This is a genomic window from Microcoleus sp. B9-D4 (assembly GCF_036705105.1).
Classification (GTDB): Bacteria; Cyanobacteriota; Cyanobacteriia; order Cyanobacteriales; family Microcoleaceae; genus Microcoleus.
In genome coordinates this window covers 80,215-94,054 of the sequence record NZ_JAUBTS010000009.1, presented here as the reverse complement: position 1 = coordinate 94,054, position 13,840 = coordinate 80,215, and the positions used below count along the sequence as shown (strand labels likewise).

The window sequence follows — 13,840 nt, the reverse complement described above, 5'->3', positions numbered from 1 at the left end:
TAGTTATCGAGGTGAGAAGGAAGAAGGAAGAAGGAAGAAGGAAGAAGGTTTTAGTTATCTAGGAAAGAATGCAGAAGCAATACAAGCAAAGATGTTAGCAATTAACAACGTCCTAATCGTCTTGGCTGTTGCTGAAAATTCAAAATTTAAAACTAAAATAAGACTTACGCAAAGCAACCGAGTTGCCTCCCACAATGCTCGGTTTGACCGCTAGATATGTACTCTTCGCACGGGTTTCTTGGTTAAGAGTGCGTCCCAGACTATCAAAACTCAAAATTCAAAACTCATAACTCATAATTATTTAAAGTGCGTTCTTTTTGGTCAGATCCTTTTTTGTGGATTCACCTTTCTGGGGCGGCTACACTGCCGATATTCCTGGGACTGTGCTTGCTGGGACTCGCAGTGGGTTCTCCCCTGCTCCCTGTCTGGTTAGAACTGTTTTTAGTGGCTGTAGCAGCTATTGTTCCTGTGCTGTGGATGCAGTGGTTCCGCCCTTTTTACATTTTTAGTATTTTAGTTGTGGCGGTGAAACCGCAGAATTTAACTTCTTTGCAGCAGCAGATTCTGGCTCGGTTTAAAACTAAGTTAAATCAAGGAATCGCTCTTTTTGTGGCTGTTTTGCTGGGAGTAATTTTGTGGCAACTCTACCGATTGGCTCCTCTCGCGGCTTCGGTGGCTCCCTTTCCTCCTTCCTGGCGGTGGGCTGGATTGTTGTTGGCAGTTGCTGCTTTTTTAGCTAGCAATTTGTTTTTGCAGGTGTCTGCTAGTGTCATGGCGGTTTTGCTGACGCCGGAATCAGAATTTGCAGCGACAAAACCTCATGTTTTAGAAAAAATTAGGCAGGATTTTACGATCGCGCCTTGGCAAGTCGATCGACTTTTGCCGGCTTTTGCAGCCGAGACAACTGCCGGTGTGGCTGCACCCGTAGAGTCAATTGGGCCAGCATCCGGCATAGCGAATTCGTCAGCCGGCAGTATTGTCAACCCAAAGCCTGCTGACACCAACGGCGTTACATCTCTACCCGAACAGTCGAGCGAAAAAAAGTGAAATAAAAAATCAAGAGGGGGACAATTGTAGTTTAAGCTACTTTAATTTGTACAGATGTATGCTGTGAAAAAATAGGTAAGGCCCCTCTTCTGATAGAGATTATTAATAGTCTTAATATTTAATTTTTAATTGCAAGTTGTGGATATTTTAGGTTGGCTCTTTGGAGAGAAGAATCTATAATAGAGAGTGTCAAGGTCAGCTTTAAATCCTTACAGGGGATTAAAACAGAGGTATAACAATATGGCGAATTATCTACCGATCGCACAAGAACCTCAAGCCGCAGAGCCGATCGAGCTGTGCGAAGATTCTGAAATCTGGGGCAGTCTCAAATCCGCGATCGGCGCAAGTTCAGGATTTCAACGCTGGCAGCTAGAACTCAATTTTGAGCGTCAGCAGCAAAATGCCACCATCGATCAGCAGGTTCGGTCCTATCTGCGGGAAACTTTAGAAACTTTGGCTTACTGAGTGCCGTAAAACCACCAAATATTGTCACGGTTTGTGAATTTTATAGCCCAATTCTGCTGGCATCCCCTCCAATATGCTAGGTTAATGCCGAGAGTGAGTGTCGAGAGTGAGTGTCGATCGGAACTTCGGAGATCAAATTGCAGGGGACAGTATTTCTCGGCGTTGCTGATTTACGGTATGAAAGGCTAAATATGCCAGTCATAGAAACCAGTATCCACAAAGCTTCTGCCTTTTAAACTTATTTTTTTCATACCCTAATTAAGCAACGCCCCGCAAACCCTATTTAAATTACTCACTCATCTCCAAATATTTGACTTTCCCAAGCTTTTTAGCTATGGTTGTTTCTCATAAATCATTTAGGATTGCTATACTTCAGGAGCAACTTTTCGTAAACTCTCGAACATCTATCCTGAGATAGATTTGACAGCGAAGTTATATGATTTTAGATTTGAGAATTAGGAATGACTGATTCCCGTCAGGTTTGGATCTTGCCGGGAGTTAGATTTTTTTTTAAGCTTGTGTAAAAATTAGGCAAATTTTGCACAAAAAAAATGTAACTCCCCTGTAATTGATGCAGGGTAAGCGCACCTCAAACGCAGTTGCCATCTAGATTGTAGGGCTGCTACTTTTAGAGAGTTCAGGGAGCGCTGCAACTAATACCTTCACCATATAATCATCGCTCATCGCAGCCAGTCTCGTTTTCTGGACTAAACTGCGTTTTTTACCTGTGGATTCTCGATTGAGGGCATTGAGGGCGAACCGTCGTAAAACAGCCAGGTTCTGAGGACCATGCATCGACCGAACCCGACAGGCATCTTCGCCAAAGGTGACATCTAGAACCCAATGTTGGGAGTTCTCAATGCCCCAATGCTGGCGAATGGCACTGCCAATGCGAGGGTTGTCGGCGTCTAAACTCGTGAGGTAATACTGGATCTCATGGGTGGTTTTATTCCATAACTGACGGGTTCGTTCAACGATGACAATGGTCTGTAATCCCGCCCAGTCACCCGCTTTATACAGGGCTGGCATCGCACTGAGGGGAAGGGTCCAGACCTGACGCTTTTCAATCCGATGATGCCCCGATTCCACCCTGTGTTCTAGGCTTTTCGGTAACCTGCTCTCAGATCGCGCCGTCTTAAACCAGGTCTCAACTTGGTTAAATAGCGTCGGATGATTCCCTTTTAAGCACAGGATATAGTCCGCATTGGCTCCTCGAATCTGTGCCGCGATTGCCGTTTGCGTCCCCATGGCATCCAAGGTGACAATGCAGCCGGAAATATCCAGCAGTTCGAGCAAGGCGGGAACCGCTGTGATTTCATTCGATTTATCCTGAACTTTCGTTTGACCGAGAACCAGGCGATGGTCGGCAGCCCAGGCACTCACCAAATACAAGCATTGCTTCCGGTTGTTGCGATCGTAGGAACCCTTCAGTTTTTTGCCATCAATGGCGACGACTTGGACGCCGAGATCCGTGACTAAGGTGCGAACCCAGGTCTCGAATGCGGCTTCCATCTGTTTCGGGTGGAGACGTTCAATCACCCGCCGAAAGGTATCGGGGGTGGGGATGCCATGGGGGAGTGCCCTGAAGGTGGAGAGCCAAGCTTGTTTGCTACTGCCATAGAGTTCCATGGCTTCCCACCCTTGTCCGCCTGCAATGGTAGAGAGAATCGCAACGATCAGAATATCGGATAAAGGATGCCATTGTCCCCGTTCCACTCTGGGATCTTGGACGGATTTAAAACAGTCTACTAAGCCTTGACTTAATGCTGAGACTTCTAAGGGCACGGCACGAGGGGTGCTCAGTTCCACAGCGGATGCAAATCCTTGAGACATACGGGAACCAATAAGTGGGAATGCCCTCCAGTGTTACCTGATGTCAGCCTTGAAGCGAGGAAATCTAACAAACCTTTAGCATTGAACCTTTAACATTAGTATCTGACTTATTAATCTGTATCCTGAGCTACTATTTAACGTGCGCTTACCCTGGTAATTGATGCAGGTTCAGCAACATTATGCGATCGCTCGAAGCAATCAACCGTCCTTGACCAAATCCACTACAATCTAGGCAGACGAATCTTGTTCAAAATGTCTTGCAGCCGTTCTGAAACTCCGCCCAATTGTTCTGACAAAGCTACAAGTTTGCCGTAAGCTTCAACTAAGCGATCGCCCTCAACATAAACTTCTGGAGTAGGATAATTCTTCATCGCTTCCAGCATTGTAATCTCGTTATCATTAGTTGCAGACAGCACCAAGGCAGATCTCAAAGCTTCTCGATTTGCATTCCCAGAAGGAGTGCGAATTACCTGACCTACCTCATCGAGAATTATTTCCCCAACCTTGCTGTTAAGCGTCCGATCCAAAAAGCTTTGACTGACTTTTACTGGTCTCGTCAGACTGTTGCGAACCGCTTCTGGGTCTTTTTTTGCCTTTCCCAGCAACATTTCTAACGCGGGCGACATTTTCCCAGTTTCTGCAAAAATTTCTAATTCGCTGACGGGTAAAGTCATTCGGATCGCACTGTATTTGAGCACTACCTTTTCGGCCGCCGCCGCCCCATTGCTGTAAAATACAATTCCCGCCCCCGCTGCTAAAAATAACGTCCACCGCCCTGTGAAAAATGATCGACCCATAGTAAAATCTCCCAACATCTTTTTCTACTTCGACTTTGACACATCTTATTAGTTACTGTACAGGCTAAGGTCTTCGGGAAATGCCACATTATTCGATCGCCCCAGCACTTATACCATTTTAGATTTTAGATTTTAGATTTTAGAACTGCGAATAACTGATGACGATCTTGGTCTCGGTCACGGGTCTACAGTTCCATGATTTTTGGGAACTGGTATTACCTATATCGGATGCTAGGCAAAAAACTCGGGTCAGGGCGCTGGTACGGGTCTCGCTGTACGCGGTGCACACCCTACTGATAACACTCAACCATTCAGTTTTGCGACCGCGATTCAACAGTCAACAGTCAACAATCACCGACAGTGCAACCGGAATTGATATGATTCTCTCTCCCAAGATCCCGATCCTCGCCAAATGCCTAACGCCAGCTCTTCTATCAGTGAAGGCTGGCGCTGGGCTTAAATTGATTTTATATATTTAGGGTCTTTATGAAAGCTGACCCCAATTGAACGAACTACGAGCGGTTTATGATTAGGGCCTTTAAATTTGCTGACCCCAATTGAAGCCACATCTTTATCATTACAGGGATCGCTGATAAACCAGGATTTCATAATAATTTCTTTATATTTCTAACTTTTCCTTGCCTCATATAGATTTTTGTCTCGATTTGTAAACTTTTGTTACTTCGACTTCGGGGATCGGCCCTCGCCGCGCTGCTCCCAGCGAAACAGGAACACCATCAGGGCCACCACTCCGACTTGGAGGGCAAAATTAGGCAAAGCAGAGCCAATTTCCCGGCCCGAGGCAATTTTAGCGAGGAAAACCAAGCCGCCGATAAAGCCCGAAGCGCCACAAGCTACGTAAACAAACTGTCGCAGAGGCCGGTAGGGAGTGGCCATTTCTGCGGTTAAACGCTCGTATTGTTGGCGGCTGAGGTTGCGGGGGTTTTTTGGGATGTTTGTGCGATCGTCCGAATTTGGAGCTGGCATAGATTTAAAAAATAAGTAAATTAGGATTGGGCCACAAAAACCCGGTTTCTACCAAAAATCTTCTGGCTGAGGTGGCCAATACTGTCGAAAAACCAGGTTTTTGGTACTGTGGGCGCAAGTCGAGTGAATATTAGACTACAACAAATATCTCACAACTGCCGAAACAAATCACCGCTGAATCCAAAGCACAACTGTCTGTAAACAGCCGACAAAAACGCCCAAAATGCCTCCTAAATTTACAATTCCCTGCAACTCGCTTTTGACAATTCCCTGAATTGCTAACTCCAACTCTTCAGGAGAAGTACCTTTGACTCGATCGACAATCACCTGGTCAATATTCAAAATCGGGATAGCCTGAGCTACAATATTTTCTAAATCCCGCTCTAAATAACGCTCTAAAACCAAAGCCAGTTCTTTGCTGACAATTTCCAGGGAAGCGCTCATCACCGCTGAAGTTTGCAAGCGATTGAGAATCAACCGCGAAATATTTTCCCAGTCAATAGATTTGCTCAACCCCTCAAGTACCTCTGTACCCCGCTGTTGAACATAGCTGCGAACACTGTCGCGCATAGTTTTTCGCAACTGTCTCACAGTCGAAACCGGTAAATTTTGCATCGACAAATTTTGCAGCCATTCCTGAATTCGCCCGCGAATTCCCAAAGAAATAGTTAACTCTGCTAACCGCTGATTTGTCGCCTCTCTATCATCCAGACAAAAAGTCCGCAGCCGAGTTAAAGTGTTCCGCAAACCAAACAAATTTGCTACTACCCAATAAGTGCCGCTGGTTTTTTCTCGAAACCCTTCATCGATGATCGAAATATTGCGATCCGTCAAAAAGTCAATTAAAGCCTGCCGCAGCACTTCCGGGGGTATTACTACCTGCAACAACCACTCAGCAAGCTGAGCCGCCTGAGCTTCCGTTAGCTGAATCTCCAGCAAAACTTGATCAAAAATTTGATTAAGCTGAGCTTCTAAAAAATCTTCCCGGCGCGCCAAAACTTTGAGAATTCGCGGCACAGATTCCCCCAGCAAATCTCGCAGAATGTTAGCGAGAATTTTAGCCGTTTTTTGCTCTGCGTCTGCTTTTACCTGATCCAGCGCCAACTGTAACAACCAGAGAATCACCGACTGCATCCGCTCGGTTTGCAGGAGGCGGCGCGCCAAGTTTTGCAGTTCCTGTGGCGTCAGCAGCGAACCCATAATTGTGTCGGAAATTCGCTTTGCTAAACGCTCTTGGTTGCGGGGGATCAAGCCGGGAGTGAAAGGCAACTGTCGCCCTTTGATGTAAATAGCTCGATAGGGGCGGAACAGCATTTTGATAGCTATATCGTTAGTGAAATAGCCAATAATTCCTCCCACTACAGGTGGGGCCAACAACAGCCAAATGTCAGACGGATTCATCAATAATTGGGAATTGGGAATTGTTGATTGTTGACTGTTAACTGTTAACTGTTGACTGTTGACAAGTGACAACTGACAACTGACAACAGTCAACTGACTAATACCAATACTCCCATCATAGCTCCAGCAATGGGGTAGTGGGTGGCGTTGGCAAATCCGGCTTTGTTGGCGAGCGCGACTTGCTCCTGGCCGATCGGGAATTTTTCTAAACTAGGATTAATGTAAGCATATTCTTGAGTCATGCCAAATTGCTGAGCAATGGGCACTACGAGAGTGTCTAGATAAAACTGCTGAAAGCTCCGCATTAGGGAATTGCTGGGGCGGTGGAGGTCGAGAATAGCTGCTTTGGCACCGGGTTTGAGGACGCGGTGCAATTCCTGAAGACTGCGGGGGATGTCAGTCACGTTACGCAGGCCGTAACCCATTGTGGCGCAGTCGAAGTAATTGTCAGCAAAAGGCAAGTCTAGGGCGTCAGCTTCTACCCAGGAAATGGGACTAGCAGGGGTGAGAAAAGGTCTCGCGCGCTTGGCCGCCACGGCCAATTGTTCGGCGGAAAAATCTACTCCAAATACGCAACCAGTCGGCCCTGCTTGTTTGGCCAGCAACAAAGCTAGATCCCCGCTACCGCAGCACAAGTCTAAACAAGTATTTCCTGGGCCCGCACTGCTCCATTTCACCGCCATTTGCTTCCAAATCCGGTGTTGCCCAAAGCTCAACCAGTCGTTCAATTGGTTGTAAACTGGTGCAATTCGATTAAATATAGTTTTAATTTCTTCGGCGTTATTAGTCATTGGCCATTGGTGGTTGGTGATTGGTAATTGGTGATTTGTAATTGGTAACTGGTAATTGGTAACTGCTACTTTGTCATCACATAAAAATAATTAATCCGTCCATTTATGTCATGCTGTCGCCAGTCATTAATGCTTTTTATTGTTAGCTATCCGCGAGATTTTGTCTTCTTTAATCCTTCGTTTGCTATTATTTTAAACTCAAGACAGAGAGCCGACTAATAACTAATGACTGACAACTAATGACTGATGATCCCGCCCAAAAACAGGTACAAGCTCCCGACAATCGTCGTGGAGATTCCAAAATTTTAGACTTTTGTTCAAGCTCCAAGATTCACTGCGCTGCAAGTAAATCTCAAATCTCAAATCTCAAATCGACTGACTGATTACTAATGACCCTGAAAACTCGTCAATACCAAAGCAACTTCTTGAGCGGCGAGGTGAACTGTTGTGAGTTCGTCGGGGCGCAGGGAACAAGGTTGCTTCCACTGCATGGAAATTAGGGCGATCGATCGACCTTTATGAATCACTGGGATGCTCAGGTGAGCTTGAATGCCGGATTTCTGATAGTGCGGCAAACTCGCTAGGTTGGTGTCGAGTCCAATATTCACAACACCCTGAATAGTTTGAGAGGTAATTGCTTCTCGAACCAGAGGGTCATCCGCCAGCCAATTTTCCACAGTTGAACCCGTGGTGTGACAGCCTTGGACTGGGATTAAAACATTTCCTTCCACCAGTTGCAAAATGCAAAAGTCCGCCAAAAAATTATCACTTATAGCAGTAGCAATTGGATCTAAACTTGCTTCCAAACTCGGATAATCCACAGCCGTTTGCATGATTGTTGCTAACAGTTGTATTTGATTTTGAGCGCGATCCAATTCCTCAGTCCGCTGCTTGAGAATTTCATAAGTCTCGGCCGCCTTTTGCACCACCATTTTCAGTTCGTTCGGGTCCCAAGGCTTGGTGATATACTTATAAACCTGTCCTGAGTTAATCGCATCCACCAAGTCTTCAATATCCGTAAAACCAGTCAAGATAATTCTGACCGTATTCGGAAACTGGGGCACGGTTTTGCTCAAAAACTCCGTTCCCTTCATTTCGGGCATCCGCTGGTCGGAAATGATGACGGCGACCTCGCCTTCGATGCCGAGGACTTCCAAGGCGCGAATTCCGCTCTCAGCTTTGAGAACGTTAAAATCTCGTCGGAAAGTGCGGTAGAGTAAATCCAGATTGTCTGGTTCGTCGTCTACTACCAGCATTTTGGGCTTTTTCGGTCTGTGTAGGGTCATGAGCTGGCGTTTAATTTGATCTAGCTCTGAAATGGCATTATCCATAACAATACGATAAACTCCCCTTTGTAAATTTAGGCGAGCAACTATTCTGTAACAATAGTCTCATAACTCACTTACTATTAATCTATCGCTCTGCCGCGACACGAGCCTTGCCGGTATCCAATTACACATAACTTAGCCTTAGTTTTTGATTCAATTATGACTGATACACCGCAAGATTCATCCCCTCCTGTATCTGCATCCTCCACAAATGTTGTGGATGCTGAAAAGTTAATTCGATCGCTCCGCCGCAAAGAAGGCACTTGGGTAGAGTGGGGACAGGCCTGCACAGCACTGCTAAAAGCTGGCTACAACTCTCAAAGGATTTTTGAAGAAACTGGTTTTGAGCCAATTCAGCAAAATCAAGTAAGCGTCGCAGCCCAAGTTTACACCAGCATGGTAAATGCTGGGGCTTCAGAGGAAGTTCGATCGCACTTTTTGGGCAAAGGTAGCGATATCTTATACGAGTTTCGGATTCTCTCTCAAGTAGAGCGGGCCGGGGCGGCTGCTTTGATGCTAACCCACAATTTGGATGTTGACGATGCTCGCCAAGTTGCTAAAGCGATCAAGGAGTTTTCCCACTTCGGGAGTCTCCCCCAAGGGTTCACAGACACTCCCGGCGATGCTATGGCTTACCAATGCTGGCAATTAGCGAGACAGAAAAGCGATTTGCAAGAGCGATCGCGCTTAATTGCTCGCGGTTTAAAATTAGCTAGCAGCCAAACCGCTAGGGCGCAAATCGAGCAGTTGCTCGTCGATTTTACCGTAGTTTCGAGAAAGGAAGCGCCCCGCTTGCCCGTCTACCGGCTGGATACCGAAGAACAATTGCCGCGCGTTGTCCCGGTTGTCGGCAAATTGCCGCTTTCTACGACAGATTTGCTGGCAGTGCCTTTGCCGGAGGAAATCGAGCCGTTCCGAATGGTAAAATTTTCTGGAGCCGGAGCTTGGGTGGCGATTCCCGGATGGCAGGTAATTTTGAACGCTGAAGATCCGGTGGCGGTTTTGGAAATGAGCGATCGATTGCCGGTACCGCTGCAAGGCAAAGTTGAAGAAGTTTTGATTATTGCCGATCGATCCCAAAGACAGTGGGATGCTGAGAGTTATTTCCTCGCCGATAACGCTGGCAATTTAGAATTGTACTGGTTTGAACAATCCCCGGATATTCCTATTTTGGGGCGAGTTGTTCTGGTGATGCGTCCGAAAAAGATTGTGGATGAAGACTATACCAAAGATGGATGGCAAATAGATGATTAGTCAGTTGGCAGTTGTCAGTTGACTGTTGACTGTTGACTGTTGACTGTTGACTGTTGTCAGTTGACTGTTGTCAGTTGACTGTTGTCGTTGGTTTTAAGAACGGGTTCTCCGGCAGTTCCACAATACATAAATTTTACGTGGGTGGAATGACGACTGACTAATGACTACTGACTAATGACTAATGACTACTGACTACTGACTACTGACTACTGACTACTGACTACTGAGGCGGTTTCGGTTCTTGAATTTTCGGAGCAGAATGCTGTTTCTTAAATCGATTAAAGCCGTAAACCGCAGCGGCAATTAACAGCAAATAAGGACTGTAAGCCAACAGCCAAATACCCAAACCAAACAAACCGAGCGTCAATTCACCCACAGAATGAGTCGCTTTCCCCCAAGTTTCCTGTACCCGCAAACCTAGAGAAGGTTCCTGAGTTGGTTGAGCCGAGACTGCTGCTTCTAGAGTTAAGCTAATAGTTGAATAGGCTACTTGATTTCGCAAACTTTTTAACTGAGCGTCAATGCGTTCGATCGACTCCCGAATGTTGCTCAACTCTTGAGAAGCTTTGAGTACATCGCCAACAGAACCCGATCGCTCCATAATTTTTAACACCATTTCCTCCGATTTGCGAAGGTTCCGCAGCCTAGCCTCGCTGTCAACTAATTGAGCGGTAACATCCTCAGCCGTCAGAGAACGGTTCTCTACAGTTCCGAGTTTTGCCAAAGCCTCTAAAGTCGTTTCTAAACGTTCTTGAGGCACGCGAATCTCCACAGACGTGGTTTGGCGGACACTCGAATCCGGCGGCTTTTGATTTTGGAAACCCAATATATCGCCTTGCTGTGTTTCGACAATATTAGTAACAGATTTAGTGCTGGCGTCAATAGATTTCACAACTACACTGAGTTGGGCTTTTTTAATCAGTTGGGGACGGGTTGCGGGAGTTTCTGCTGCTTTTTTTGATGCACCAGAAGTTTTTGACCTTTGGGCTGCTGGCTCCGGTGCTGGTGCCGATTGTGGAGCCGATGCGGCAACTTGGTTTTCAGAGCTGCTGGATGTAGCTCCACCGCAGCTAGGCAAAGCAATGGCTGAAGATAAAGTTAAGAATACTGCCACAGCCAAACGAGTTGTGCTGCTGTTGGCTGGGTTTGGGTTTGGCTGGTGCGGGGGGGAATTGATTTTGAGGTGAGTTTTCATTTGGGTGATTCCTATAAAAAGGCTTGGGTATTGAATTTTATGCTGGTTTTAATTTAAGCTCGAATAGATAGCGTTAGTTTAGCCGATACCGAAATGGAAACGGTAGAGGTTGCAGATTTTTTTATTCTTAACCGCAGATGAACGCAGATAAACGCGGATGTAATAATGACTGATGAATTTGATTCTGATTTTATACGATCGACAACCAAGATAGATCGCCCGGATGTAGCCTCAGCGCTTTCAGAATCAGGGGTGGCAGCAGCTTTGCGAGAACAAGCTTGCCTGAAAATTCGCGAAAGCTTGCGTGCGGGCCAGCAGGACATGGCAGATTGGCAAGGCGGCCCCCTTGCTGTTTCGGCGGTTCCGGGGGCCGGGAAGTCTACGGGAATGGCTGCTGCGTCGGCAATTGCGATCGCCCGCAACGGGCTTCACAGCCGCCGCCAGTTAATTGTCGTGACATTTACGCGATCGGCTGCTGCTAATATTAAAGCTAAAATTCGGGAAAGATTGGCAGAATTGTCTTTATCTCAAGGCGGTTTTGCGGTGCACACTTTGCACGGTTTAGCTTTGAATATTGCGATGCGCCATCCCGATTTGTCGGGTTTAAATTTAGAAAATTCAACCTTAGTTACTCCCACTCAAAGTCACCGATTAATTCGCACCTGTGTAGAACTTTGGATTGCTGAAAATCCCCGTAGATATCAAGTTTTGTTGGAAGGACAGCAATTCGACGGAGAGGAAACGGAGAGGCTGCGGCGACAATCGGTTTTGCGGACAGAAATTTTGCCACAGGTAGCTAAAACTGTGATTCACGAGGCGAAATCTTCTGGTTTGTTTCCCGAACAGTTGTTAGAAATGAGCGCTCTTGATACTGGGGACGGTTATGAGATTTTAGCAGTAGCTGGGGGTTTATATCAAAAATATCAGGCTTTGTTGAGGAGTCGGGAATTCATCGATTACGACGAGATGATTTTAGCAGCTTTGCGGGTGTTGGACAATCCGAAGGCGAGGGCGATCGAGCAAAAGCAAGTATTTGCGGTTTTTGAGGACGAAGCCCAAGATTCTACACCTTTGCAAACTCGGCTTTTGGAAACATTGGCGATCGATCCCGATCATCCTACTTTACCTCCCAATTTTATCAGAGTTGGCGACCCAAATCAAGCGATTAATTCTACCTTCACTCCCGCCGACCCGATTTATTTTAACCAATTTTGCGATCGGTGCGAAGTAGAGAATAAGTTAGCGACAATGGACGGTGCAGGCCGCAGCACCCAAGTAATTATCGATGCGGCTAACTTTATGTTGCAATGGGTAAATGGTTCGGAATTAGCGAAAAATGAAAAGCCTTTTCGCGACCAAACTATTAAGCCAGTACCCAGCGATGACCCGCAGCAAAATGCAAATCCGGCTCCCATTGGTCGAGGCTTAGAATTGCATACTCCCCGTGATATTTACCATACAGTTGAGTTGATTGGTAAGCGGGTAATTGAGTTAGTAGAAAAATTTTTACCCGCAGATTTTGAATTCACAAAAAGTGAGAAAGCTATCGATTCAGGTGCGGAAGCTAGCGAAGGGGAAAATAGTGCAAAATTGCCGTTAGAAAATCTGAAGTCAATGGCTATTTTGGTGCGGGAAAACAAACAAGGTAAGTTTATCAAAGAAGTGCTAGAAAATCCTCAAAAACACGGATTAAGCTTTGATTTGCGTAAATACGGGATTAAAATTGAGGATGTGGGAGAACGCGACAGACATTCTCAAGTACCTTGGGAAATCTTAACACTGCTGCAATTTCTCGATCGCCCCCACTCTCCAGACTACCTGAAAGCTGCCTTAAAGATTTTGAGCGATCGCCAACTGATCCCCAAACAAGACTACAATGCTTTTGCTACCAGCCCCGAACAATTCCTTTACCCAGGCCCGCTAGACCCGCAGCAGTCAGATCCCGTTCGCAAATGCCGCTATTTTTGCTGCGGTTTGCTGCAAGCTAGCTTAGAACTCCCACCCTATCAAATCATTTCATTCTTAGCCTTAGCGCTGCAATACGACCAAACAGAATTAGCCACCGCCGACAAATTAGCAGAACGGGTAGCAATCCAAACAGCCGGCAACAATTCAATGCACAATATTTTGGGCGTACTTAGCGAAATTGTAAGTTCCGAAAGATTTGAACCTGTGGATGCAGATGACAAAATAGAAGAACGCTATACCAGCAAAGGTCAACTAACAATTATTACCATGCACAAAGCTAAAGGATTGGATTGGGATTGCGTATTTTTGCCGTTTCTGCACGAACAAACCATCCCCGGAAATTTGCGAGTTTTGCCGCAATCCCGATTTTTAGGAGATTTCACTTTAGCAGAGGTAGCGAGAGCACAAATTAGAGCAAGTTTGCACGAAAAATATCCTTTACCAAATCTAGGCGAAGCCTGGGAACAAGCAGGTTATTTGAAAACAGCAGAAGAGTTTCGACTGCTGTATGTGGCGATGACGCGAGCAAAAAGTTTGTTGTGGATGGCGGCGGAGAAAAAAGGCCCTTTTACTTGGAACAAACCAGAGAATTTACAGGAGCAAAAACCTTGTCCGGTAATGCCTGTTTTGAAGCAGAGATTTCCGAGTAATGCGATATAAAAAAAGTAAGAATTAAGCTGATGTGCATCAGCTTATCATAAGTTATCTGGCGTTATAAAATCCCTATCTTTGTCGCATAATCAACTTAATTCGATTGTTAATTGTTCATTTAAA

At 45.9% G+C, this 13,840-nt stretch carries 11 protein-coding genes; 4 read left to right on the top strand and 7 right to left on the bottom strand.

Going from position 1 to position 13,840, the window contains the following annotated elements:
* Positions 1 to 306: 306 nt before the first annotated feature.
* Both QUB24_RS08170 and QUB24_RS08165 read left to right on the top strand, forming a co-directional pair.
* Complete coding sequence (locus QUB24_RS08170; protein WP_333152290.1) at positions 307 to 1,047, top strand: low-complexity tail membrane protein; 741 nt, start codon at positions 307 to 309, stop codon at positions 1,045 to 1,047.
* A gap of 240 nt (positions 1,048 to 1,287) precedes the next feature.
* Positions 1,288 to 1,512 (top strand): hypothetical protein, encoded by a 225-nt coding sequence (locus QUB24_RS08165; protein ID WP_333152289.1) that lies wholly within the window; start codon positions 1,288 to 1,290, stop codon positions 1,510 to 1,512.
* Between the two features lie 606 nt (positions 1,513 to 2,118).
* Here the strand turns inward: QUB24_RS08165 and QUB24_RS08160 are convergent.
* The 6 genes from QUB24_RS08160 to QUB24_RS08135 form a co-directional block, all read right to left on the bottom strand.
* A complete protein-coding gene (locus QUB24_RS08160; protein WP_333152287.1) occupies positions 2,119 to 3,345 on the bottom strand; it encodes an ISAs1 family transposase in 1,227 nt (408 codons plus the stop codon).
* Positions 3,346 to 3,566: 221 nt separating this feature from the next.
* Positions 3,567 to 4,142, bottom strand: a complete 576-nt coding sequence (locus tag QUB24_RS08155) for an alpha/beta hydrolase (protein ID WP_333152285.1) — start codon at positions 4,140 to 4,142, stop codon at positions 3,567 to 3,569.
* A gap of 678 nt (positions 4,143 to 4,820) precedes the next feature.
* Entirely contained in the window at positions 4,821 to 5,129 is a 309-nt protein-coding gene (locus tag QUB24_RS08150) for a DUF3493 domain-containing protein (protein WP_333152283.1), read from the bottom strand.
* Positions 5,130 to 5,297: 168 nt separating this feature from the next.
* Positions 5,298 to 6,530, bottom strand: coding sequence for a DUF445 family protein (locus tag QUB24_RS08145; protein ID WP_333152281.1), 1,233 nt, complete (start codon positions 6,528 to 6,530; stop codon positions 5,298 to 5,300).
* 89 nt (positions 6,531 to 6,619) lie between these two features.
* A complete protein-coding gene (gene ubiE, locus QUB24_RS08140) occupies positions 6,620 to 7,321 on the bottom strand; it encodes a bifunctional demethylmenaquinone methyltransferase/2-methoxy-6-polyprenyl-1,4-benzoquinol methylase UbiE (RefSeq protein ID WP_333152279.1) in 702 nt (233 codons plus the stop codon).
* 386 nt (positions 7,322 to 7,707) lie between these two features.
* Positions 7,708 to 8,652, bottom strand: a complete 945-nt coding sequence (locus tag QUB24_RS08135) for a response regulator (RefSeq protein WP_333152277.1) — start codon at positions 8,650 to 8,652, stop codon at positions 7,708 to 7,710.
* Between the two features lie 156 nt (positions 8,653 to 8,808).
* Here QUB24_RS08135 and QUB24_RS08130 point away from each other — a divergent pair, with 156 nt between their 5' ends.
* Positions 8,809 to 9,903 carry a RuBisCO accumulation factor 1 gene (locus QUB24_RS08130; RefSeq protein WP_333152275.1) on the top strand — a complete coding sequence of 365 codons (1,095 nt, stop codon included), beginning with the start codon at positions 8,809 to 8,811 and terminating at the stop codon, positions 9,901 to 9,903.
* A gap of 220 nt (positions 9,904 to 10,123) precedes the next feature.
* Here the strand turns inward: QUB24_RS08130 and QUB24_RS08125 are convergent, their stop codons facing one another.
* On the bottom strand, positions 10,124 to 11,098 hold the full coding sequence (locus QUB24_RS08125; RefSeq protein ID WP_333152273.1) for a DUF4349 domain-containing protein: 975 nt from the start codon (positions 11,096 to 11,098) through the stop codon (positions 10,124 to 10,126).
* Between the two features lie 165 nt (positions 11,099 to 11,263).
* On the opposite strand from QUB24_RS08125, the gene QUB24_RS08120 reads away from it, so the two are divergent.
* Complete coding sequence (locus QUB24_RS08120; protein ID WP_333152271.1) at positions 11,264 to 13,726, top strand: ATP-dependent helicase; 2,463 nt, start codon at positions 11,264 to 11,266, stop codon at positions 13,724 to 13,726.
* Positions 13,727 to 13,840 lie beyond the last annotated feature (114 nt).